Genomic DNA, 19,887 nt, shown 5'->3' on the forward strand with positions numbered 1-19,887 from the left:
GAACGGCCAGTTCATCCAGGCGCCGGGCGCCGGGACGAATGTCGCCAGCATGAGCTTCGCCGAGACGGCGGGCACCTACGAGATCACCGTGGGCCACTTCGACGAGTCGGACGGCAACGCGGTGCTCAGCCTGCTGGTGAACGGCGTGGTCCGCGAGACCTTCACCTGGGACCAGAACGCCGGGGATGCCATCGCCAACCCCTCGTCCTTCAACGAGTACACCTTTGCCGGCGTGGCGCTGGCGGCGGGTGACGTGGTGGCGATCTCGGGCCAGCCGGACGGCGGCGAGCCGCTGCGGGTGGACTACCTCGACTTCACCTCGGTGGATGGCGGCGGCGAGCCGGTGGAAGACCTGCAGGCGCCGATCGTCACCTCGGTGAGCGCGGCGGGGATCGCCAGTGCCGGCGGCGGCACGACGACGGTGACGGTGACCTATGCCGACAACGTGGCGCTGGATGCCTCGAGCATCGACGTGGCGGACATCTCGGTCAGCGGCCCCGGCGGGGCGCTGACGGTGACCGGGGTCACGCTGAACACCGGCGGCGACGGCACCCCGCGCAGCGCCACCTACACGGTGGCGGCGCCGGGCGGCAGCTGGGACACGGCGGACAACGGCGCCTACACGGTGGCGCTGGCGGGCGGGCAGGTGCTCGACACCAGCGGCAACGCGGTGGCGGCCAATGCGGCGCTCACCAGCTTCAACGTCGCCGTGCCGGTCACACCGCCGCCGAGCGCCGAGCCGGTGCGGGTGGAGGCCGAGACCATGGACCTGCAGGGTTTCGTGGCCGCGAACAACGTGCACGCCTCGAACGGTCAGTTCATCCAGGCGCCGGGCGGGGGCACCAATGTCGCGGGCTTCAACTTCGCCGGGGCGGAGGGGGTCTACAATCTCAAGCTGGGCTACTTCGACGAATCCGACGGCCAGTCGCAGCTTTCGCTGCTGCTGAACGGCGAGGAGATCGACAGCTTCGTCTGGGATGCCGATGCCGGCGGATCGATCGTCAACAGCACGTCCTACGCCGAGCGCGAGATCGTGGCGATCTCGATCGAGACGGGCGACCTGTTGCAGCTCTCCGGCACGCCGGACGGGGGCGAGCCGCTGCGCATCGACTTCCTGGAGTACGCCTTCGTCGGCGATCTGCCGATCGTCTGACGCCTCCGGGGGCCGCGCCCGGCGGCCCCCTTCGCCAGGTCACGACGCCCGTCCGATGCGGTGACGGGCGTCGCGGCATGTTTGGAAGACCAGCCATCAGGCTTGCGGCCCCCGGCGCGGCGCGCGCGGCGGCCAGGAGTGGAACGCGTGACCAGTTTGACCTGCGCGCCATCGCGCGAGACCCGCAAGATTGCCCGCCGCGGCCTCCGACTCGGGCGCCGCGCGCCGCCGATTTGGCGCCCGCGCCCTCCGGATTTGCCGCGAGAGCCCGTCATTGCGCGCGTGATCCGACAAAATTTCGGCGAAGTTCACGCAGGTGACGCAGATAAATCGAGAAATCACGGCACCTTCACCGAGTTTTCTCGCGTCAATCACGCTCGGTTCACGCGGGCGGCCCACCTTCGCTTTACGTAAAGTTAACCATTCGGCGACGGCGAACGTCGCGCTGCAGAGGGGGGAACCGAGATGACCGAACAACGGAAAGTCGACACGTCGCGCTTCCAGGTGATCGACGGAGGACGCCGCACCGGCGGCGGTGTGACGCCTTGCCTGCAACTGCCACCACCGCCGCAGATGGCCGCGCCGGAGCTGGCGGCGGAACTGGCCGAGCTCTACGCGCTGGCGCTGATCCGGGATGTGCCCTTCTCGGCGCTGCGCGATCCGCATTGCGTGATCTGGGTCGACGGGCGCACCCGTTTCACCCTGCACGAGCTGCTCTGCGAGATCCGCAGCCTCAGCTGGTTCGACCGCCGCTGCGAGGGTGCGCTGGCGCCCGAGAGCGAGGCGCGCCGGGCGCAGCGGCTCGGCCGTGACGGGCAGCTGACGCTTGGCCGGCTGTTCGGCGCGGGTGACGGGCCGGGCACGTCGCTTTCGCTCTTCCATTGGGTCGACCGCAGTGCGCCGGATTTGCAGGACACCTCTGGCGCGGCGCCGGACGCAGAGGCGCCGATGTCGGCCTGGGTCGACTGGGTGGCACGCCAGTCCGGCGCCGCGCTCGCGCTGCCGACCGCGGAGGCCGAAGAGCTCTCGCCGCTGGACACGCCGCGGCAGCTTGTCGAACGGCTGCAGGCGGCGCACCCCTGCCGGGTCTTCTACAACGCCGCGTTGATGTTGATCGCGCGCGGCACCGCCTTCGATCCCGGCCTGGACTGCGGCGCGGGGGAGGATCCCGTCAGCGCGCAGCGGCTTCTGGCGCTTATGTCCGAGGCGGCGGAGCGGGCCTTCGAGGCCGTCATGCGCCACCAGTCCCGCGCCGACCGCCCGAGCCCGCCCGCGGTGACCGCGGCGCGCGTCGGCGGCCTGCTCGCCCGCGATGACCTGCGGCCCGGGAAGGGGGATCCGCTGCGCGGCGCCGCCGAGGAGTTGCGGACCTATGCGCCCAATCTGCTGCACTGGATCGAGCTGGCCAACCGCCAGGGGCAGCGTCAGCCGCGCCGGAGCCTTGCGCATATGCTGCCCGAGATGACTGCCGGGGGAGTGCCGCCGCAGGCCGCGGACAGCGCTCTGCAGGTGGTGATCGCCGGGGCGCTCTCGACCCTGTTCAAGGCGCTGTTCGACACGCGCCCCGCGCCGCGGCTGCGCATGGCGACCGACCCCGAGCCGGGCATCGACATCGGCCGCGAGGTCGAGCGGCTCGCCCGCGACATCGCCCGCGCGCCGGTCATCTTCGGGGCACAGTTCCCGGCCGAAACCCATCAGAACCTGCGCATCGGCGAGGCGCTGGCGCTGCAGGTGCTGCAGGGCTGGGTGCGGGGCCTGCCGCAGGGCGTCTCGATGGAGATGACCGACTTCGATGGCCACGCGCTGCGCCTCGACAGCCACCTGCGCCGCTCGGGCGTGGTCGGGGTCACGCTGCGCCGTGACGGGCGCCCGACGCGCTTCCCGATGCTGGCGGAGCGCCGCAGCGCCCATCTCGCGGTGATCTGACCGGCGCTTGACGCCGATCAAGGTGCAGCAGCGATCGCGGAGGCATGTTCGGGGCACAAAGGAGTCCCGATCATGCATATCCTTCTTGCTCTCGCCGCCCTGATGACCCTCGCGCTGCCGCTCGGCGCCGCCCTCGCGCAGGACGCCGACCGGGGCGCGCTGCTCTACACAGAGCATTGCGCTACCTGCCACGGCATCGACGGGCGCGGCGAGGGGCCGATGGCCGGGGTGCTGATGATCAAGCCGGTGAACCTGACCGAGCTCGCCGCGGCCAATGGCGGCAGCTTTCCTCTCGAGCGGGTGGTCAAGCGCATCGACGGGCGCGACCCGCTGGTCAGCCACGGCTCGCCGATGCCGGTCTACGGCCAGTACTTCGGTTTCTATGCGGAGGCGGCGCTGACCGGAGAGGTTCCGACCGTCCAGCCCGTCGCCGACCTGGTGGCCTACCTGCAGGCGCTGCAACGCGCCGAGTGATGCGCGGAAAGGTGCCTTCCTCACGGAAAAGTCGCCGTCCGGTTGCGGAACCCTGACGGGCCTTCGGGGGTTTTCAAGGCATACGAAATCTCAAGGAGGGCCCGTCATGAACTGGGACCAGATCGAAGGAAACTGGAAGGAATTCAAAGGCAAGGCGCGCGAGCAATGGGGCGAGCTGACCGACGATGAGGTTCAGCAGGCCAAGGGCGACCGCGAGCAGCTTGCCGGCCTGATCCAGAAGAAATACGGCATCGCCAAGGAAGAGGCCGAGGAGCAGGTCGCGGCCTGGCAGAAGCAGCTCTGATCGAGCGCCAAGACCAAGACACGCAACGTCGGCGGGGCCATTCGGTCCCGCTTTTTGTTGTGCGCCTAGTGGCAGATGTTCTCGATCTCCGCGTCCTTCCAGGGAATGACGACCTCGGCCCCGTCCAGCGCCGCGTCGAGCCCGCCGATGGGCATCGCCTCGGAGATCATCGCGCGCAGCCGAGAGGTGCGCGGCGCCTCGGGGTCAAGCAGCTGGCAGCAGACGTATTCCTCGACGATGGCGCCCTGCTGCTCGTATCCGTGATCGAGGAACCGCGCCGTGGTGTCCGGGTCGATCAGGTAGGGATCGGCGTGGGACTGGTGCTCGGTGGCGGCCTTCAGCGGCGTGTAACCGGTGGTCTTGCGGTTCTGCCATTGCCAGACGTGGGTCATCTCATGCGCGAAGAGCATGGCGGCGTAGAGGTTCAGCCGCTCGGGATAGCGCGGCAGGTAATCGTCGAGATAGACATCCTCGCGGTAGAAGATGTGGTTGAACAGCGTCAGCGCCGCTGGCGAGACGGTAACGGTCTCTCCTTTCGACGGGGGCCAGATGCGCTCGGTGCAGGCGAGGCGCGGGCGGATCGGCCGCTCGAAGGTCACCGCGCGCGAGGCCAGCCCGTCATGGAAGCGCACCCGGCCCCGGTCGAGCTGCGGGCCCTGCATGGCCTCGAGAAAGGCGGTTTCGTTGGGGGTGAGCGGACGCCCGCAGGCCGCGAGGCCGAGCACGAGCAACAGGCAGAACAGGATACGCATGGGGACAGGGTGCACCGCTTTTTCCAAGGTGTGCAAGGGAACTACTCCGCCGCCGCGTAGCTCGCGCCGGGCAAGCCGGAGATCTCGAGGATCAGCTTCTTCTTCACCGCCTCGGCAAAGCTGTCGCGGGTGTCGGCGGTGACCACGAAGGCGCCGATGCCGCCGATGATCAGCTCCTCGTAGAGCGTCTCGAGCCCGCCGTGGGCGCGGCCGGGATCGCCCGGGGGCAGGATCGGCAGGGCGTTGATCGTCACCCCGGCAGCGACCACCTGCGCACGCGCCGACTCGATGCTCGGTCCGGCCCAGCTGTTGGCGCTGTCGCCCGAGAAGTCGATCACCCGGCGCCAGCCCTCGATCTCATTCTCCTCCATCAGCCGCAGCCCTTCCAGCAGCGCGGCGCCGATGGCGTTGCGGCCATAGGCCTGCCGCGGCTCGTCGAGCAGCGCGGCGGCGAAGCCCTGCGCCGCCTCGGCGCTGTCGATCAGCGTCCAGTCCACCACCTGCGCCTGGTTGGCGGCCCATTCGACGTAGGTCACGGCGATATGGCCGTAGGCGGTGCCGGCGATCACGGCGAGCACCTCGGGGTCGGTGATCGCCTGCGCGTAGCCCTCACGCTGGAACTGCAGCTCGCCCGGAGTGATCGAGCCGGAGGCATCGGCCAGCAGCACGAGTTCCAGGTCGGTGTCCTGAGCGAAGGCGGCGGCGGGGCAGGCGGCAGAAGAGGCAAGGGCGAGGCTCAGGAACAGGGGACGCATCTACGGCTCCTTGCGTTGCAGGCACGTGTCCAAGCCTGCCATCGCGCGGGCGCAAAAGAAAGTCACAGGCCCGTAAGCAAGTCCCGGCCCGCAAGTCCTTATTGGCCTTTAAGCCACGGCAAGATTGCACCGGGGCGCGGGATGCGGCACTCTGGATGAATGCCAGCGGCCTTTTGGGCCCGGACAATCTCCGGGCGGCAGGCCGCTGCGCCGGAGGATCACCGCGGGACCAGCCAGATGACCAGCCCCGAGAAATCCCTGCTTGCCGCCGAGCTCGCGCTCGGCCTTCTGCCCGTTCAGGAGCGGGAGGACGGGCTGCGCGCGGTCGCGCGCGATCCCGAGATGCAGCGCGAGATGGATTTTTGGCAAAGCCGGCTGATCGGCTTCATGGGGCCGGTCGAGGAGCAGGCGCCGCCGCCGCGCGTCTTCGATGCGGTGCAGGCGCGGCTTTTCGGGGCGCCGTCGCCGCGGAGCTTCTGGCAGGAACTTCTGGCGCCCGAGCACCGCGGCCTGCTGGCGCTGGTGATCGCGGTGAAGCTGGGCGTGATCGCCTTGCTGATTTACGCGCTGTTCTGAACCGGCTGCGCCGTGCCGCCGAGCGCGCGGCCCAGGGTCATCCAGATCGCGATCGCCGCCACCACGGTGGCCAGAAGCGCAACCAGCAGCAGGTCGAGCTTGCCGGCGATGCCATCCGTCAGCGCGTAGAGCACCAGGGCGAAAAGAGGGATATGCACCAGCACGAAGCTGGTAATCTGAAGGCGCAGGAGCGTCGGTCTGGTCATCGGGTCAGGCGTTCGTCTGTCGTGAATGGAACGCCCTAAGGGTGTGCCAAACGGGGACGGAAAACAACCGTTTTGCGATTGCACCTTCCGCCGCCCGCGGCATCGCGCCGGCTCAGACGTCGAGTTCTTCCACGAAACGGGCGTTTTCCTGGATGTACTGGAAGCGCAGTTCGGGCTTCTTGCCCATCAGGCGCTCCACCAGGTCGCCGGTTTCACCGGGCTCGTCCTCGTCGATGGTGACGCGGATCAGCTTGCGGGTCGCCGGATCCATCGTCGTTTCCTTCAGGTCCTTGGCGTCCATTTCACCCAGACCCTTGAAGCGCTGCACGTCGATCTTGCCCTTGCCGCCGAGCCCCTTGGCCAGCATCAGCTCCTTCTCGGCGTCATCGGCGACGTAGATGCGCCGCGCGCCCTGGGTCAGCCGGTAGAGCGGCGGACAGGCGAGGTAGAGGTGCCCCTGGTCGATCAGCGGCCGCATCTGGGTGAAGAAGAAGGTCATCAGCAGCGAGGCGATATGGGCGCCGTCGACGTCCGCATCTGTCATGATGATGATCTTGTCGTAGCGCAGGTCGTCGAGGTTGAACTTGGTGCCCAGCCCGACGCCGAGCGCCTCGCAGAGATCGCGGATCTCGGCGTTGGAGCCCAGCTTGTTCGATGCCGCGCCCAGCACGTTGAGGATCTTGCCCTTCAGCGGCAGCAGCGCCTGGGTCTCGCGGAAGCGCGCCCCCTTGGCCGAGCCGCCGGCCGAGTCGCCCTCGACGATGAACAGCTCGGTGCCCTCGCGGTTCTTGGCGGTACAGTCGGTCAGCTTGCCCGGAAGGCGCAGCTTCTTGGTGGCCGACTTGCGGGCGGTCTCCTTTTCCTGGCGGCGGCGCAGACGTTCCTCGGCGCGCAGCACGAGGAAGTCGAGGATCGCGCCCGCCGACTTGGTGTCGGAGGCCAGCCAGTTGTCGAAGTGGTCGCGCACCGCACCCTCGACGAGGCGCTGCGCCTCGGTGGTGGCGAGGCGGTCCTTGGTCTGGCCGACGAATTCCGGCTCGCGGATGAAGCACGATACCAGCGCGCAGCCGCCGGTCATCAGGTCGTCGCGGGTGATCTGATTGGCCTTCTTGTTGTTGACCAGCTCGCCGTAGGCGCGGATGCCCTTGAGGATGGCCGACCAGAAGCCCGCTTCATGGGTGCCGCCCTCGGGGGTGGGCACGGTGTTACAGTAGGACTGGATGAAGCCGTCGCGCGACGGGGTCCAGTTGATCGCCCATTCCACCTTGCCCGGCGCGTTGAACTTCTCGCGGAAGTCGACGGTGCCTGAGAAGGGCTTGTCGGCATAGGTGCTCGCCGTGCCCAGTGTCTCGGTCAGGTAATCGGCGAGGCCGCCGGGGAAGTGGAAGGTGGCCTCCATCGGGGTGTCGCCTTCCTCGATGGCGGACTTCCAGCGGATCTCGACGCCCGAGAAGAGGTAGGCCTTGGAGCGCACCATCTTAAGCAGGCGCGACGGCTTGAACCGGTGGTGCCCGAAGATGTCCTCGTCGGCGTGGAAGGTCACCGTGGTGCCGCGGCGGTTCGGCGCGGCGCCGATCTTCTCGGCCGGGCCCTGCGGGATGCCGCGCGAGAAGCGCTGCTCGAAGAGCTCTTTGTTGCGTGCCACCTGCACGACCATGGAATCCGACAGCGCGTTGACCACCGAGGCGCCGACGCCGTGCAGGCCGCCCGAGGTCTCATAGGCATCGCCCGAGAACTTGCCGCCCGCGTGCAGCGTGCAGAGGATCACCTCGAGTGCCGACTTGCCCGGGAACTTGGGGTGCGGATCGATCGGGATGCCGCGGCCATTGTCGCGGATGGTGATCGAGTAATCCGCCAGCAGCTCGACCTCGATGCGGTTGGCATGGCCGGCCACCGCCTCGTCCATCGAGTTGTCGAGGATCTCCGCCACCATGTGGTGCAGCGCCCGCTCGTCGGTGCCGCCGATGTACATGCCGGGGCGTTTGCGCACCGGCTCGAGCCCCTCGAGAACCTCGATCGAGGAGGCGTCATAGGAGGCGGATTCGGTTGCGGCGAGAAGATCGTCGGCCATGTGTTGCTGCTCGTTCCCGGATTCTGATTGCTGACGAGTATGGCAGAGCGCGGCTTGCCAGAAAAGCCCCGCACCCCATCATCATGGGGATGACGCTGTGGATCAGGCCGGATCTTGTGTCTGCATGCTGGACCAATGGGCGCCCATGGCAACGATGCAGGAGGTGCCGCTGGCGTAGGCGATGACCATCGTCCAGTTGTCGCGGGGATCCAGCCAGAGCTCGAGCACCTCGTCGGGGCTGCGCACGCCGGTGGAGGCAAGCGTCGCGCCCTGCTGGCGTTTCAGGCGCTGGGTCATGCGCGTCGAGGGTTCGCAGATCACCTCGGCGATGGGCGAGGTCGCGGCGGCGGGGGCGGCGGACAGGGCGAGGCTCAGTGCGAGCCCGAGCGCGCTGCCACACAAAGCCCTGGCATACGATGCCCCGGCAAGCGCCGGGATCATGCCTGCAAGGCACGCGGAAAGGGGAATCGACTGCATGCGCCACATGGGGAAAAGTGTAACGCCTTCATGACGAAATCCCTAACGGCACCGCGGAAAATTCGGAACGTCCTGGCTCTGCAAAGAAAATCAGGTCCTGCAAAGAAAATGCCCGGCCTCACGCGGAGGCCGGGCATCCGTCGCAGGGCCGACGGCCCTGCAACTTGCCTCGATCAGAAGCGGTAGTTCAGCGAGACGTTGAACTGGGTGTTCTTCAGTTCCATGTCGTCGGCGTCGAAGTCGGTGAACTCGTTGTAGGTGAGCTCGGTGCCGACGGTCCAGTTGTCGTTCAGGAAGGTCTCGGTGCCGATACCTGCGAAGTAACCGTCGGAGTCGCCGCCGTCGATGGTGCCGCCGTCGGTGAAGGCCTTGGCGTAGCCGCCGGTGCCGTAAACCATGGTGTCACCCATGTCGTAGCCGAGACGTGCGCCAGCGCGCATGATGCCGTCCAGGTCGCCGGCGTCGCCGAGCTCCGCGTCGGTCCAGTCGTACTGGACGCCACCGCCGAGAACCCAGTCGCCGAAGTCGTAGTCGTAGTACGCCTTCAGGCCATAGGTCATGGCGTCATCATAGTCGTCCGGCGTGCCGTCGGTGTCGAAGCCGCCGTAGCCCAGCTGCAGGCCGCCGGAGAAGCCGGTCCAGTCACGGCCGACCGCAACCGGAACGGGAGCGGGGGTGACCACGGGCTCGACAACGGTCGGCTCGAGGCTGCCGGCGAAAGCGGGAACTGCCACGGTGCCTGCGAGGAGGGCCGGGAGAGCGATACGAGCGAATTTCATTGGGTCTGCTCCATATTCTTCATGTTTCGTCATGTGTTGTCCATGCTCGCTTCGGAGCGTGTGACTGAGGATACAACCAGATAACCGTCCGGAACGATCCACACATATCGGTCACATGAACGTGCTGTGGCGGAACCACCACGAAAATCGACCGCGCAGAGGGGTCTCGGCCAAATGCAGCCGTAGCGTGTAGCCATGCAGGCAGAAATTGGCTCATTATCCTGAGGGGTTGGAACCTTTTCTGATCACATTACGCTACGGAAGTGTCAGGTTTGACACGCGCCCGTGAACAGAGAATTGGCACATTCGGAGCAAGCCGCCCGACTCATGTGCGGAACATGTGCGCGCGCCGGTGCCTCGTCGGGGGCACGGGAGGCGCTGGCTGGCGCCGCGGTCATGTAAGGCGAGGGGGGAGGCGCTGGCGCCTTTGGGCTGGGAGCGCCAGCCTTCAGGATCGCGCCTTGGGTCGGCGGCAGGCTGAGCACCGGGGCCGGACAAACGCGCGCTCACGGGCGGCCGACACCCGCCCTCATGTGCGCGCAGGGCAGCAAAGCTGGAGATGGTGGAAGAGCGTCACCGCAGCGGCTTCGCGCGCGGCCCGTGCGGGCAATGCGCCGGAGAGGGTCGCCACAAGCATAAGGCGAGTCCAGGGCCGCGAATGAATCGCAATTCCCCGGGGCAGCACGGAGAGGGGCTGCCCGGGGGCAGGGAAGGCTAGCGGCGCAGCAGTTCCCGCACCACGCAGGCCGGAGCGTCGCCGCCCAGCTCCTTGCGGCCAAGCTCGTGCCAGTCCGCCTCGTCGAACGCCGGGAAGAAGGCATCCGCGCCCTCGACCTCGAGGTCGACCTCGGTGACGAGCAGCCGGTCGGCCTTGGGCAGCAGCCCCTCGTAGACCGAGGTGCCGCCCATGCCGTAGACGCGGAAGTAGCCCATGGTCTGCGCAAGCGCCACGGCCTCGTCCAGCGAGCCGCAGACGTGCTCGGTCAGCGAGCTGTCGCGCGAGACCACGATATTGAGACGGTTCTTCAGCGGCTTGACCGGAAGGCTCTCCCAGGTGCGGCGACCCATGATGAGCGCGCCGCCCGAGGTCTCGCGCTGGAACATCTTCAGATCCTCCGGCTTGAACCAGGGGATGTCATTGTCCCGGCCGATGGCGCCGTTGCGGGCGCGGGCGACGATCAGCGTCAGCATCAGACGGCCACCGGGGCCTTGATGCCGGGCTCGGGCGCGTAGTTCTCGATGATGAAATCCTCGAAGCGGAAATCGAAGAGCGAGGGCACGTCGCGCGCCAGCTTGAGCGACGGCAGCGCGTGCGGCGTCCGGGCAAGTTGCGTCTCCACCTGCTCGAGGTGGTTGAGATAGATATGCGCATCGCCGATCGAATGGATGAAATCGCCGGGCTCGTAGCCGGTCACATGCGCCAGCATCACCGTCAGCAGCGCGTAGGAGGCGATGTTGAACGGCACGCCGAGGAACATGTCGGCCGAGCGCTGGTAGAGCTGCAGGTGCAGCTTGCCGCCGATGATCCGCACCTGCCAGAGCGTGTGGCAGGGGGGCAGGGCCATCTGCCCGATCTCGCCCGGGTTCCAGGCCGAGACGATGAGGCGGCGGCTGTCGGGGCTGGTCTTGATCATCTGGACCAGCTGGGCGATCTGGTCGACCTCGCCGAGCAGCACGCGGGAGGCGCCGTCGTCGCCGATCTCCTCGCGGATGGTCGGGAAGTGGCGCCACTGGTGGCCGTAGACCGGCCCGAGATCGCCGTTTTCGTCGGCCCATTCGTCCCAGATCGAGACGCCATTGTCCTTGAGATACTTGATGTTGGTGTCGCCGGCGAGGAACCACAGCAGCTCGTGGATGATCGAGCGCAGGTGCAGCTTCTTGGTGGTCACCAGCGGGAAACCCTCGGCCAGCGGGTAGCGGCACTGCATCCCGAAATACGAAATCGTGCCGGTGCCGGTGCGGTCGGTCGAGCGGGTGCCGAGATCGCGCACGGTGCGCAGGGCGTCGAGATACTGGCGCATGGGGCCTCCGGGCTGGTCGTGTTGCCCCTCCGAGATAGCGGATCGCGGCGGCGAGGCAAAGGCGGAACCGCCGTTTTTTGGCAAGATGTGGGGTAAGAAGGCGCCGGGTGGCCGATATGCTGTGGCGGCAGAATTGTCTCACACGGCCGTTATCGCCTGTGGGGGAGATTGATCGGTGCGCCGTCCGCTCCTAGCCTTGGCGGCAAAACACACGCGGCCGGATCCGGGGCAGATTCATGAAAACACTTGGTATTGCGCTCTCTCTCGTGGCGCTGCTCGCGGCCTGCGGCAGCAGCAGCGGCAGTGGTGAGAACCCCTTGCAGGACGATGAGGACTGCGTCCGCGACAACCCGCTGCAGGAGTGCGAGGGCAGCGACGACGACGGGGAGGACGGCGACGACGATACCACGGACACGGACGGCATTCCTGACGAGCTGGCGGAGAACCTCGCGAAATTCAGTTTCGCGGAAGACATGAACAGCGTGACGGTGACCATCAACGGGCTCGACTCGGGCTCGGCGGACGCGGTCTACACGCGAAACGACACGCTCACCGACGTGCTGGGGCTCGATGACTATATCGCCTACTCGCTGCAGGAGGACCCGCTCGACCGGTTCTTCATGGCGCTGGGGGCAACCAGCATCGACGGCAGCGTGGCCGCGGCCAGCGTGGGGTCCGGCGGGCAGTTCGACACGCATTTCCAGGGCGGCATCTACGCCCGCGACGGCAGCTACGACCCTCCGGCAGCCGGCGAGGACCAGCAGGTCACCTACGCCGGGGATTACGCGGCGGTGACCAATCTCAGTACGCGCGCTGGTACCGAGTTGCTCGATCCGGGCACATTGCCCGACGGGTACGATGAACTCGACCTGCCGGGCCAACCCGCGATGATGCGCGGGGTGATCTTCCTGAACGTGAGTTTCGTGGACAACGAGGTGAACGGGCAGATCTTCAACCGCGACATCATCTCTCCCGCCGATACTGGTACGACCGAACGCCTGAATGATGTCTTCCTCGAGCTGGCGGACATCGACGACTCTGGCGAATTCCTCGGCTCGGTGAAGAACAATCCGGATGACGATCTTTCGATCAGCGGCTCCTACGGCGGGATTTTCGGCGGCGAGAACGCGCGCTATGTCGCCGGGCTCACGAACATGTCCTACAGTGCGGACGGGATCCTGGGGGTCGAGGGAGGCACGATGGAAGAAGTCGGGATGTTCGTTCTGACCCAATGCGGTTCGGCAGGTGCGGCGAGCGAGATCTGCGACCTTCTTGACTGAAGCCGACATGATGCTTCGGGCCGCCCTTGTCGCTGCGGTGCTGGCTGCGTCTTCTCTTGCCGGCGCTGCCGTCCAGGCGGAAGGGGCCATGGCGCAGCCTGCCTCCACCGCGGCGGGCGCCGCAACCCGTGCCGTGTCCTCCGAGGCTGCCTCGGCCCTCGGCGGCATGACGCTGAGCGCCACGCAGATGCGGATCGCGGCGCTGCGGGCGGTGCAGACCGGTCATTACGCGTTGGCCGTGGAACTCGGCGGGCTGCTGCTGCGCGCCGACCCCGCCGATCCCTACGGCCATTTCGTCATCGCACAGGCCGAGCTGCGCCGCGGCAACCCCGCCGAGGCGCGCAAGGCGGCCCGGCAGACGCTGCGCTATGCGAAGACGGACGTGCAGAAGCACGAGGCGGCGCGGGTCATGGCGGCGGCGCATGCGCTCGACGGCCGCTATTTCCTGTCGCAGCTCTGGATGCGGCGGGCGATGATGGATGTGCCGAGCGAGGCGCTCGAACAGCGGGCCGGGCGCGAATACAGGGCGCTGCGCAGCCTGTCGCGGCTCAGCCTGTCGCTCGATCTGTCGGTCGCGCCCTCGTCGAACGTCAACGGCGGCGCCTCGGAGGAGATCAGCACCGTCGACGGGCTGCCGCTGGTCGGAATCCTCTCGCCCTCGGCGCAGGCGCTCTCGGGGGTTTCGGCGCGCGGCGCGCTGTCGCTGGGCTACGCGCTGCAGCGCGGTCCGACATCCGAAACCAGGCTGCGCGGCTACGGCACGCTGCGCCGCGTCTGGCTGAGCGACGAGTCGCGGGACAAGGCGCCGGACGTCGAGAATTCGGATTTCGGCGCCTCGTCGCTCGAGATCGGCCTGCAGCATCGGCGCCAGCTCGGAGAGGAGGGGCCGCTTGTGTCCGGCAGCGCGACCCTCGGCCGCGCCTGGCAGGGCGGCGAGCGCAGCTACGACTACCGCCGCGCCGCGCTCAGTTTCGTGCAGCCGCTCGGGGCGCTCACCGCGCTGACCGGCGGCCTGTCGTGGCAGCACCAGCAGGATGCGGAGAACGACTTCGACGATGTCGACACGCTGGGCTATCAGCTCGGGGTGATCCATGACTTCGGCGCGCGGGGCGCGGTGTCGGCGATGCTCGTCGGCGGGGCGGCCGACTCCGACAACGGTCAGATCACCCGCGATACCCTCGGCTTGCGGCTCGGCTACGAGCCCGGCGCGCCGCTGGGACCGGTGCGCCTGTCGTTCGGGCTCTCGGCCTTCGAGCACCGTTACCCGGATTACCGCGTGCTCTTCCCGGTGCCCGGCGGGCGCGAGGACGAGGTCTGGCGGGCCGAGATGCAACTGCGTTTCGACAAGCTCGACTACGCCGGTTTCGTGCCCGTGCTCGATCTCAGCGCCGAGCGATCCGAGAGCAATGTGAGCCGGTTCGAGACCGAGACCTTCGCCCTCAGCCTCGGCTTCAAATCGCGCTTCTGAATGTGAAGTCTCGACAAGTGGGCGCGGCCTGCTAGCCTATGGATCAAAGACTCCAAGACTAAGAGGAAAGGGCAAGAAATGCCGATCCGCTACCTGCACACCATGGTTCGCGTGAAGGATCTCGACAAATCCATCGCATTTTACGAGTTGCTGGGACTGAAGGAGCGGCGCCGGACGGAAAGCGAAAAGGGTCGCTTCACGCTCGTCTTCCTCTGCCCGCCCGATCAGGATGACGGCACCGCCGATGTCGAGCTGACCTACAACTGGGATGGCGACGACGGGCTGCCGTCGGATTCGCGCCATTTCGGCCATCTCGCCTATTCGGTGCCCGACATTTACGAGGCCTGCCAGACGCTGATGGATGCGGGGGTGACGATCAACCGCCCGCCGCGCGACGGGCACATGGCCTTCGTGCGCTCGCCCGACAACGTCTCGGTCGAGCTGCTTCAGCAGGGCGATGCCAAGGAGCCCGCAGAACCCTGGGCGAGCATGCCCAACACCGGCCACTGGTAAGCCGGTGGGGGGGCGTCTCGCCGCTGCCCTGACGCTGGGGCTGGGCCTCTGGTCCGGCGCCGCCGCCATGGCGCAGCAGACGCCCTGCCGACTGGCGCTGGTGCTGGCGCTCGACGTTTCCTCCTCGGTCGATGACCAGGAATACCGCCTGCAGAAAGAGGGGCTCGCCGGGGCGCTGCGCGATGCCGACGTGCGCCGCGCGATCCTGCAGGGCGGCGGGCTCGTGGCGCTCTCGGCCTATGAATGGAGCGGGCGCAACCAGTCGCAGCTGGTGCTCGACTGGACCATGCTGCAGGACGAGGCGGCGATCGACGCCGCCGTGGTCCGCCTGCTGACCGCGCCGCGCAGCTACAACCGCTACCCCACCGCCATGGGCTATGCGCTCGGCTTCGGCGCGGGCGTCCTCGAGGTGGCGCCGGCCTGCGAGCGGCAGGTCATCGACGTCTCCGGCGACGGCATCACCAACGACGGCTTCCGCCCGCAGCAGGCCTATGCGCATTACCCCTTCGAGGGGGTGACGGTGAACGGTCTGGCGGTGATGGGCTCGGACCCGCGGGTGGTGGAATATTTCGAGGGCGAGGTACGGCACGGGCCGGGCGCCTTCGTCGAGGTCGCCTCGGGTTACGAGGACTTCCTGCGGGCCATGTCGCGCAAGCTCTTCCGCGAGATCAATGACATGATGGTGGGCGAATTGGTGCCCATTCCCGGGCCGGAAGACGTGACGGAGTCCGAGCTGCGCTGAGCCCGTCTTGGTTCGGGCGGGGCGCGGGCCTATATGTCCAGCGACACGCCCTCATCCAGCCTGACGGAGACTCGCCATGGGATATGCGAAGACGGCCCTGCTGATGGCCGCGATGACCGCCCTGTTCATGGGGCTCGGCTACCTGATCGGCGGCAGCTCCGGCATGGTGATCGCGCTGATCTTCGCCGGGGGGATGAATGTCTTCACCTGGTGGAACTCCGACAAGATGGTGCTGCGCATGCACGGCGCGCAGCCGCTCTCGCCGGGCGACCGCTTCGGGCTGCACGACATGGTGGCGGAACTGGCGCGCAACGCCGGGCTGCCGATGCCCAAGGTCTACCTGATGGACAACCCGCAGCCCAATGCCTTCGCCACGGGGCGCAACCCGCAGAATGCCGCCGTGGCGGTGACCTCGGGCCTGCTGCGCAGCCTCTCGCGCGAGGAGCTGGCCGGGGTGGTGGCGCATGAGCTGGCGCATATCCGCAACCACGATACGGCGATCATGACGGTCACCGCGACCTTCGCGGGCGCGATTTCCATGCTGGCCAACTTCGCCTTCTTCTTCGGCGGCTCGCGCGACGAGAACCGCATGGGCATCGTCGGCACGCTGGCGATGATGTTCCTGGCGCCGATGGCGGCGGGGCTGGTGCAGATGGCGATCAGCCGGACCCGCGAATATGCCGCCGACAAGGCCGGGGCGGAGATCTGCGGCAACCCGCTGTGGCTCGCATCGGCGCTGGCGCAGATCCAGCGCGGCGCCGCTCGGATCGACAACCCGCAGGCCGAGCGGAACCCGGCGACGGCGCATATGTTCATCATCAACCCGCTGCACATGCACAAGCGCGACAACCTCTTCGCTACCCACCCCGCCACCGAGAACCGCATCGCGGCCCTGCAGCAACTGGCGGCGCAGGGCGGCTTCGGCCAGGCGCGTCCGGCGCAGCGCAGCGGCGACTGGGCCGGGGCAGGGAGCGAGTTCGCCGGTCGCCCGCCGGGCCGGGACAGTGGTCTCGAGGTGATCGAGGATTCGCCGGACCGCCCCAGCGTCGCGGGCCGCCCGCGCCCCGTGCCGCGCAAGCGTCGCGGCGGCGACCGTGGTGGGGATGAGGGTCCCTGGAGCTGATCAGGCCGGTTGCCGGAGAGCCCGCCAGTCGGGCAAGGCGCAAGCAATGATCTGGGACACGAAGTGATCGCTGATCAAGAGTCGAGCGCTGATCAAGGTGGCCAACCCATTCAGTGACAAGCCCGATCGGCGGTCGCGCGGCCCTGCCCAGGACGAGACAACAGGGATAGCCGCTGCGACCCGTACACGTCGTGCGCCCGTACCCGCCCGAGCCGCCGGCCAGGCGGGTCAGTAGATGTAGCGGATCTGGTCGGTCCAGAAGCGCTCGAGCCGGCGCAGCCCGCTGTTCACGTCTTCCAGCCCCTGCAGGTCGACGATCTGCCGCGCCTCCAGCCCCTCAGAATGGCGCTGGAACAGCTCGTCGACGAGGGTGCGGATATTGCGCCCCTTCTCGGTCAGCCGCACCCGCACCGAGCGGCGGTCGATCTCGCAGCGCTGGTGGTGCATGTAGCCCATGTCGACCAGCTTCTTGAGGTTGTAGCTGACGTTCGAGCCCTGGTAGTAGCCGCGCGACTTCAGCTCGCCGGCCGTCACCTCGTTGTCGCCGATGTTGAACAGCAGCAGCGCCTGCACCGCGTTGATCTCGAGAATGCCGACGCGCTCGAACTCGTCCTTGACCACGTCGAGCAGCAATCGGTGCAGCCGCTCGAGCAGCGACAGGGTTTCGAGGTAACCCGCCACGTATCCCGTGACCGGCTTTCTACCCAGGGGGGCGTGGATGCTCATGATCTTCTCCGCCAGTTCCATGCGGCCCAATGCCGAATGACCGAAGGTTCTGAAGGGAAAAGACCAAGAATAGGTTAAATCTAGTCAGATACGTCGAAATGCGCGCTCGACGCGCATTGCGGCGGCGTGTCAGCCGTTGGCGGCGACCCGGGCAATCTCGGCGATCAGCGGCCGCAGCTCCTCGGGCGCGGGGCGCTGGCCGGAGATCCACTGGTAGAGATCGGGGTCATACTCGTCGAGCAGCGCCTCGTAGGCGTCGAGCTCGGCTTCGGTCATCGCCTCGAGCCGCGCGTCGGCGTAGCGCACGAGGATGATGTCCATTTCCTTGGTGCCGCGGCGCATCGAGCGCATGCGCAGCCGCTTGAGGCGGTTCTCGCGGGTCTCACCGGTGAGTTCTGCGGTCATCTCTCAGGCCCCTTCCTTGAGCATCTTGCGCAACTTCTTCTCGAGGCGGCCGAGACGTTCGCCCGCCGCCCGCATTTCGCCGCGCAGCGCGCGAAGTTCAAGCAGCGTTTCATCGAGATCGGGGGAAATCTCCTGGGCATCCTCGTTCGGCGCCGAGATCCCGTCGCCCTCGCCGGTGATCAGCCAGACCATCGGCACGTTGAGCAGTCCCGCCAGCATTTGCAGCCGGTTGGCACGCGGCTCGGACAGGTCGTTTTCCCAGCCCTGCAGGGTCTTGAGCTGCACGCCGAGGCGCTTTGCCAGCGCATCCTGCTCCATTCCGGCGGTTTCTCGGGCCGCGGCGAGCCGGTCGCCGAAAGTGGCCGCATCGGGGCCGTACCAGTCGTTCTCGTCGATCATGACTCTCCTTTCGCGGCATTCGTGCCACCGCATCGGGCGACGCGGGGGAAGCCGCTTGAACGGTGTCGGGGCGCAGCCTATGACATGAGGCGCAGCAATACAAACGGTGCCCAAATGCCCTTTCTTTCCGAGACCCTCTCCCGCGTGAAACCCTCGCCGACTGTGGCGGTGACCCAGCTTGCCAACGAGCTGAAGGCCGCCGGAAAGGACGTGATCGGTCTTGGCGCCGGGGAGCCGGACTTCGACACGCCCGACCACATCAAGGACGCCGCCAAGGCCGCCATGGACGCGGGCAAGACCAAGTACACCGCCCCCGACGGCATCCTCGAGCTGAAGCAGGCGATCTGCGCCAAGTTCGCACGCGACAACGGGCTGAGCTACAAGCCGTCGCAGATCTCGGTCTCCACCGGCGGCAAGCAGGTGCTGTTCAACGCCTTCCTCGCGACGCTGAACCCCGGCGACGAGGTGATCATCCCCGCGCCCTACTGGGTGAGCTACCCGGACATGGTGAAGCTGGGGCAGGGCGAGCCGGTGATCATCGAGGGCGCCCCCGAGCGCGGCTACAAGATCACCCCCGAGCAGCTCGAGGCGGCGATCACCCCGAAAACCAAGTGGTTCCTGTTCAACTCGCCGTCCAACCCCACCGGCGCGGGCTATTCGCGCGCCGAGCTGAAGGCGCTGACCGACGTTCTGATGAAGCACCCGCACGTGTGGATCATGTCCGACGACATGTACGAGCACCTCGCCTACGACGGTTTCGAGTTCTGCACCCCGGCCGAGGTCGAGCCGGCGCTCTACGAGCGCACGCTGACCTGCAACGGCGTCTCCAAGGCCTACGCGATGACCGGTTGGCGCATCGGCTACGCCGGCGGGCCGGAGCCGCTGATCGCCGCCATGCGCAAGATCCAGTCGCAGAGCACCACCAACCCCTGCTCGATCAGCCAGTGGGCGGCGGTCGAGGCGCTGAACGGGCCGCAGGACTTCCTCGGCGAGTGGGTCGAGGTGTTCAAGCGCCGCCGCGACCTCGTGGTCGACGCGCTCAATGCCATCGAGGGCATCGAGTGCCCAACCCCCGAGGGCGCCTTCTACGTCTACCCCACCATCGGCGGTCTGCTGGGCAAGACCTCGGCGAGCGGCAAGAAGATCGACACCGACGAGGATTTCGCCACCGCCCTGCTTGAGGAAAACGGCGTTGCCGTGGTCTTCGGCGCGGCCTTCGGCCTGTCGCCGGCGTTCCGCATCTCCTATGCCACCTCGGATGCAACGCTGACCGAGGCCTGCAAGCGCATCGCCGCCTTCTGCGAAGGTCTCAAGTAGTGTCTGGGGCGCTGCCGGAGTTCTTCTTCCGCACCCGCGACAACGGGGCCCTCGTGTTCCGCGTGGACGGCGAGAACCGGCAGCGCCGCATCGAACTGAACCAGATCGCCGTGGTCAACCTCGCCAAGGGCGAGGTGCGCGCTCACGGCGATCACCAGCTCACGCCCGAGGAACTGGCGGCGATCGCTGACTGGGTGGAGACGCGCAAGGCGCAGCTCGCGCGGCGCAGCCACGACGAGATCCTGCGCACCGTCGACCAGCTCAACGCCGCCGCGCAATGGGCGCAGTCGAAGGCCAGCGACGCCGAGCTCGAGGACGTCACGGATGCGCTGCTTCTGGCCATGCACGACCTGCGCGGGGTGCTGGTGCGGCGCCGGGCCGAGAAGCTGAGCCGCGAGGGCTGAGCCCGGGCCCTGCCGG

Annotated in this window: 23 protein-coding genes; 12 read left to right on the plus strand and 11 right to left on the minus strand. The window is 67.6% G+C overall.

What is annotated here, in order from left to right:
* From LC039_RS18545 to LC039_RS18560, 4 genes are all read left to right on the plus strand, one after another.
* The coding region (locus tag LC039_RS18545) for a hypothetical protein (RefSeq protein WP_226627236.1) at positions 1-1,153 on the plus strand (1,153 nt) is incomplete at its 5' end.
* Between the two features lie 465 nt (positions 1,154-1,618).
* Positions 1,619-3,079 (plus strand): bromoperoxidase, encoded by a 1,461-nt coding sequence (locus LC039_RS18550; protein WP_226627238.1) that lies wholly within the window; start codon positions 1,619-1,621, stop codon positions 3,077-3,079.
* Between the two features lie 72 nt (positions 3,080-3,151).
* A complete protein-coding gene (locus tag LC039_RS18555; RefSeq protein WP_226627240.1) occupies positions 3,152-3,553 on the plus strand; it encodes a c-type cytochrome in 402 nt (133 codons plus the stop codon).
* Positions 3,554-3,659: 106 nt separating this feature from the next.
* Positions 3,660-3,857 (plus strand): CsbD family protein, encoded by a 198-nt coding sequence (locus LC039_RS18560; RefSeq protein ID WP_226627242.1) that lies wholly within the window; start codon positions 3,660-3,662, stop codon positions 3,855-3,857.
* A gap of 65 nt (positions 3,858-3,922) precedes the next feature.
* Here LC039_RS18560 and LC039_RS18565 read toward each other — a convergent pair whose 3' ends face one another.
* Together LC039_RS18565 and LC039_RS18570 are read right to left on the minus strand one after the other, a co-directional pair.
* The gene (locus LC039_RS18565; RefSeq protein ID WP_226627243.1) at positions 3,923-4,609 is read right to left on the minus strand and encodes a hypothetical protein; all 687 of its coding nucleotides are present in this window, start codon (positions 4,607-4,609) and stop codon (positions 3,923-3,925) included.
* 41 nt (positions 4,610-4,650) lie between these two features.
* Positions 4,651-5,364 carry a DUF1194 domain-containing protein gene (locus tag LC039_RS18570; RefSeq protein ID WP_226627245.1) on the minus strand — a complete coding sequence of 238 codons (714 nt, stop codon included), beginning with the start codon at positions 5,362-5,364 and terminating at the stop codon, positions 4,651-4,653.
* A 237-nt stretch (positions 5,365-5,601) separates the two neighbouring features.
* Here LC039_RS18570 and LC039_RS18575 point away from each other — a divergent pair, with 237 nt between their 5' ends.
* Positions 5,602-5,940 carry a hypothetical protein gene (locus tag LC039_RS18575; RefSeq protein WP_226627247.1) on the plus strand — a complete coding sequence of 113 codons (339 nt, stop codon included), beginning with the start codon at positions 5,602-5,604 and terminating at the stop codon, positions 5,938-5,940.
* On the opposite strand, the gene LC039_RS18580 is transcribed toward LC039_RS18575, so the two are convergent.
* The 6 genes from LC039_RS18580 to LC039_RS18605 form a co-directional block, all read right to left on the minus strand.
* Entirely contained in the window at positions 5,925-6,146 is a 222-nt protein-coding gene (locus tag LC039_RS18580) for a hypothetical protein (protein WP_226627248.1), read from the minus strand. The two genes, LC039_RS18575 and LC039_RS18580, sit on opposite strands and share 16 nt — an antisense overlap.
* 112 nt (positions 6,147-6,258) lie before the next feature.
* Entirely contained in the window at positions 6,259-8,217 is a 1,959-nt protein-coding gene (parE, locus tag LC039_RS18585) for a DNA topoisomerase IV subunit B (RefSeq protein WP_226627250.1), read from the minus strand.
* Between the two features lie 102 nt (positions 8,218-8,319).
* Positions 8,320-8,694, minus strand: coding sequence for a hypothetical protein (locus LC039_RS18590; RefSeq protein ID WP_226627252.1), 375 nt, complete (start codon positions 8,692-8,694; stop codon positions 8,320-8,322).
* Positions 8,695-8,867: 173 nt separating this feature from the next.
* A complete protein-coding gene (locus LC039_RS18595) occupies positions 8,868-9,473 on the minus strand; it encodes an outer membrane protein (protein WP_226627254.1) in 606 nt (201 codons plus the stop codon).
* Positions 9,474-10,187: 714 nt separating this feature from the next.
* Positions 10,188-10,664 (minus strand): dihydrofolate reductase, encoded by a 477-nt coding sequence (locus LC039_RS18600; RefSeq protein WP_226627255.1) that lies wholly within the window; start codon positions 10,662-10,664, stop codon positions 10,188-10,190.
* Complete coding sequence (locus tag LC039_RS18605; protein WP_226627257.1) at positions 10,664-11,494, minus strand: thymidylate synthase; 831 nt, start codon at positions 11,492-11,494, stop codon at positions 10,664-10,666. The genes LC039_RS18600 and LC039_RS18605 overlap by 1 nt, the downstream gene beginning before the upstream one ends.
* Before the next feature lie 236 nt (positions 11,495-11,730).
* Here LC039_RS18605 and LC039_RS18610 point away from each other — a divergent pair, with 236 nt between their 5' ends.
* The 5 genes from LC039_RS18610 to htpX all read left to right on the plus strand — a co-directional run bounded on the left by LC039_RS18610 (position 11,731) and on the right by htpX (position 16,620).
* A complete protein-coding gene (locus tag LC039_RS18610; RefSeq protein ID WP_226627259.1) occupies positions 11,731-12,774 on the plus strand; it encodes a hypothetical protein in 1,044 nt (347 codons plus the stop codon).
* Positions 12,775-12,862: 88 nt separating this feature from the next.
* Positions 12,863-14,242, plus strand: a complete 1,380-nt coding sequence (locus tag LC039_RS18615; protein ID WP_226627260.1) for a hypothetical protein — start codon at positions 12,863-12,865, stop codon at positions 14,240-14,242.
* 78 nt (positions 14,243-14,320) lie between these two features.
* Positions 14,321-14,755: a VOC family protein gene (locus LC039_RS18620; protein ID WP_226627262.1), complete on the plus strand. Its 435-nt coding sequence runs from the start codon at positions 14,321-14,323 to the stop codon at positions 14,753-14,755.
* Between the two features lie 67 nt (positions 14,756-14,822).
* Entirely contained in the window at positions 14,823-15,497 is a 675-nt protein-coding gene (locus LC039_RS18625) for a DUF1194 domain-containing protein (protein WP_226627307.1), read from the plus strand.
* Between the two features lie 76 nt (positions 15,498-15,573).
* Positions 15,574-16,620, plus strand: coding sequence for a zinc metalloprotease HtpX (htpX, locus tag LC039_RS18630; RefSeq protein ID WP_226627264.1), 1,047 nt, complete (start codon positions 15,574-15,576; stop codon positions 16,618-16,620).
* Positions 16,621-16,848: 228 nt separating this feature from the next.
* Here htpX and LC039_RS18635 read toward each other — a convergent pair whose 3' ends face one another.
* The 3 genes from LC039_RS18635 to LC039_RS18645 all read right to left on the minus strand — a co-directional run bounded on the left by LC039_RS18635 (position 16,849) and on the right by LC039_RS18645 (position 18,150).
* Positions 16,849-17,346 carry a winged helix DNA-binding protein gene (locus LC039_RS18635; RefSeq protein WP_226627265.1) on the minus strand — a complete coding sequence of 166 codons (498 nt, stop codon included), beginning with the start codon at positions 17,344-17,346 and terminating at the stop codon, positions 16,849-16,851.
* 129 nt (positions 17,347-17,475) lie between these two features.
* The gene (locus tag LC039_RS18640) at positions 17,476-17,751 is read right to left on the minus strand and encodes a succinate dehydrogenase assembly factor 2 (RefSeq protein WP_226627267.1); all 276 of its coding nucleotides are present in this window, start codon (positions 17,749-17,751) and stop codon (positions 17,476-17,478) included.
* A 3-nt stretch (positions 17,752-17,754) separates the two neighbouring features.
* On the minus strand, positions 17,755-18,150 hold the full coding sequence (locus LC039_RS18645; RefSeq protein ID WP_226627269.1) for a helix-turn-helix domain-containing protein: 396 nt from the start codon (positions 18,148-18,150) through the stop codon (positions 17,755-17,757).
* Between the two features lie 114 nt (positions 18,151-18,264).
* Between LC039_RS18645 and LC039_RS18650 the strand changes: the two genes are divergently transcribed.
* Both LC039_RS18650 and LC039_RS18655 read left to right on the plus strand, forming a co-directional pair.
* Positions 18,265-19,467 (plus strand): pyridoxal phosphate-dependent aminotransferase, encoded by a 1,203-nt coding sequence (locus LC039_RS18650; RefSeq protein WP_226627271.1) that lies wholly within the window; start codon positions 18,265-18,267, stop codon positions 19,465-19,467.
* Entirely contained in the window at positions 19,467-19,871 is a 405-nt protein-coding gene (locus tag LC039_RS18655) for a hypothetical protein (RefSeq protein WP_226627272.1), read from the plus strand. Before LC039_RS18650 ends, LC039_RS18655 begins: the two co-directional genes overlap by 1 nt.
* The last annotated feature ends 16 nt before the right edge of the window (positions 19,872-19,887 follow it).

This window comes from Alloyangia pacifica, assembly GCF_020524285.1.
In the GTDB taxonomy this organism is placed as follows: Bacteria; Pseudomonadota; Alphaproteobacteria; order Rhodobacterales; family Rhodobacteraceae; genus Salipiger; species Salipiger pacificus_B.

Coding starts and splice junctions, on each gene's coding strand:
- LC039_RS18640 (WP_226627267.1), bottom strand. CDS start 17,751: ATGACCGCAGAACTCACCGGTGAGACCCGCGAGAACCGCCTCAAGCGG.
- htpX (WP_226627264.1), top strand. CDS start 15,574: ATGGGATATGCGAAGACGGCCCTGCTGATGGCCGCGATGACCGCCCTG.
- LC039_RS18615 (WP_226627260.1), top strand. CDS start 12,863: ATGGCGCAGCCTGCCTCCACCGCGGCGGGCGCCGCAACCCGTGCCGTG.
- LC039_RS18555 (WP_226627240.1), top strand. CDS start 3,152: ATGCATATCCTTCTTGCTCTCGCCGCCCTGATGACCCTCGCGCTGCCG.
- LC039_RS18560 (WP_226627242.1), top strand. CDS start 3,660: ATGAACTGGGACCAGATCGAAGGAAACTGGAAGGAATTCAAAGGCAAG.
- LC039_RS18570 (WP_226627245.1), bottom strand. CDS start 5,364: ATGCGTCCCCTGTTCCTGAGCCTCGCCCTTGCCTCTTCTGCCGCCTGC.
- LC039_RS18595 (WP_226627254.1), bottom strand. CDS start 9,473: ATGAAATTCGCTCGTATCGCTCTCCCGGCCCTCCTCGCAGGCACCGTG.
- LC039_RS18645 (WP_226627269.1), bottom strand. CDS start 18,150: ATGATCGACGAGAACGACTGGTACGGCCCCGATGCGGCCACTTTCGGC.
- LC039_RS18575 (WP_226627247.1), top strand. CDS start 5,602: ATGACCAGCCCCGAGAAATCCCTGCTTGCCGCCGAGCTCGCGCTCGGC.
- LC039_RS18620 (WP_226627262.1), top strand. CDS start 14,321: ATGCCGATCCGCTACCTGCACACCATGGTTCGCGTGAAGGATCTCGAC.
- LC039_RS18580 (WP_226627248.1), bottom strand. CDS start 6,146: ATGACCAGACCGACGCTCCTGCGCCTTCAGATTACCAGCTTCGTGCTG.
- parE (WP_226627250.1), bottom strand. CDS start 8,217: ATGGCCGACGATCTTCTCGCCGCAACCGAATCCGCCTCCTATGACGCC.
- LC039_RS18600 (WP_226627255.1), bottom strand. CDS start 10,664: ATGCTGACGCTGATCGTCGCCCGCGCCCGCAACGGCGCCATCGGCCGG.
- LC039_RS18550 (WP_226627238.1), top strand. CDS start 1,619: ATGACCGAACAACGGAAAGTCGACACGTCGCGCTTCCAGGTGATCGAC.
- LC039_RS18650 (WP_226627271.1), top strand. CDS start 18,265: ATGCCCTTTCTTTCCGAGACCCTCTCCCGCGTGAAACCCTCGCCGACT.
- LC039_RS18590 (WP_226627252.1), bottom strand. CDS start 8,694: ATGCAGTCGATTCCCCTTTCCGCGTGCCTTGCAGGCATGATCCCGGCG.
- LC039_RS18605 (WP_226627257.1), bottom strand. CDS start 11,494: ATGCGCCAGTATCTCGACGCCCTGCGCACCGTGCGCGATCTCGGCACC.
- LC039_RS18565 (WP_226627243.1), bottom strand. CDS start 4,609: ATGCGTATCCTGTTCTGCCTGTTGCTCGTGCTCGGCCTCGCGGCCTGC.
- LC039_RS18610 (WP_226627259.1), top strand. CDS start 11,731: ATGAAAACACTTGGTATTGCGCTCTCTCTCGTGGCGCTGCTCGCGGCC.
- LC039_RS18635 (WP_226627265.1), bottom strand. CDS start 17,346: ATGAGCATCCACGCCCCCCTGGGTAGAAAGCCGGTCACGGGATACGTG.
- LC039_RS18625 (WP_226627307.1), top strand. CDS start 14,823: ATGGCGCAGCAGACGCCCTGCCGACTGGCGCTGGTGCTGGCGCTCGAC.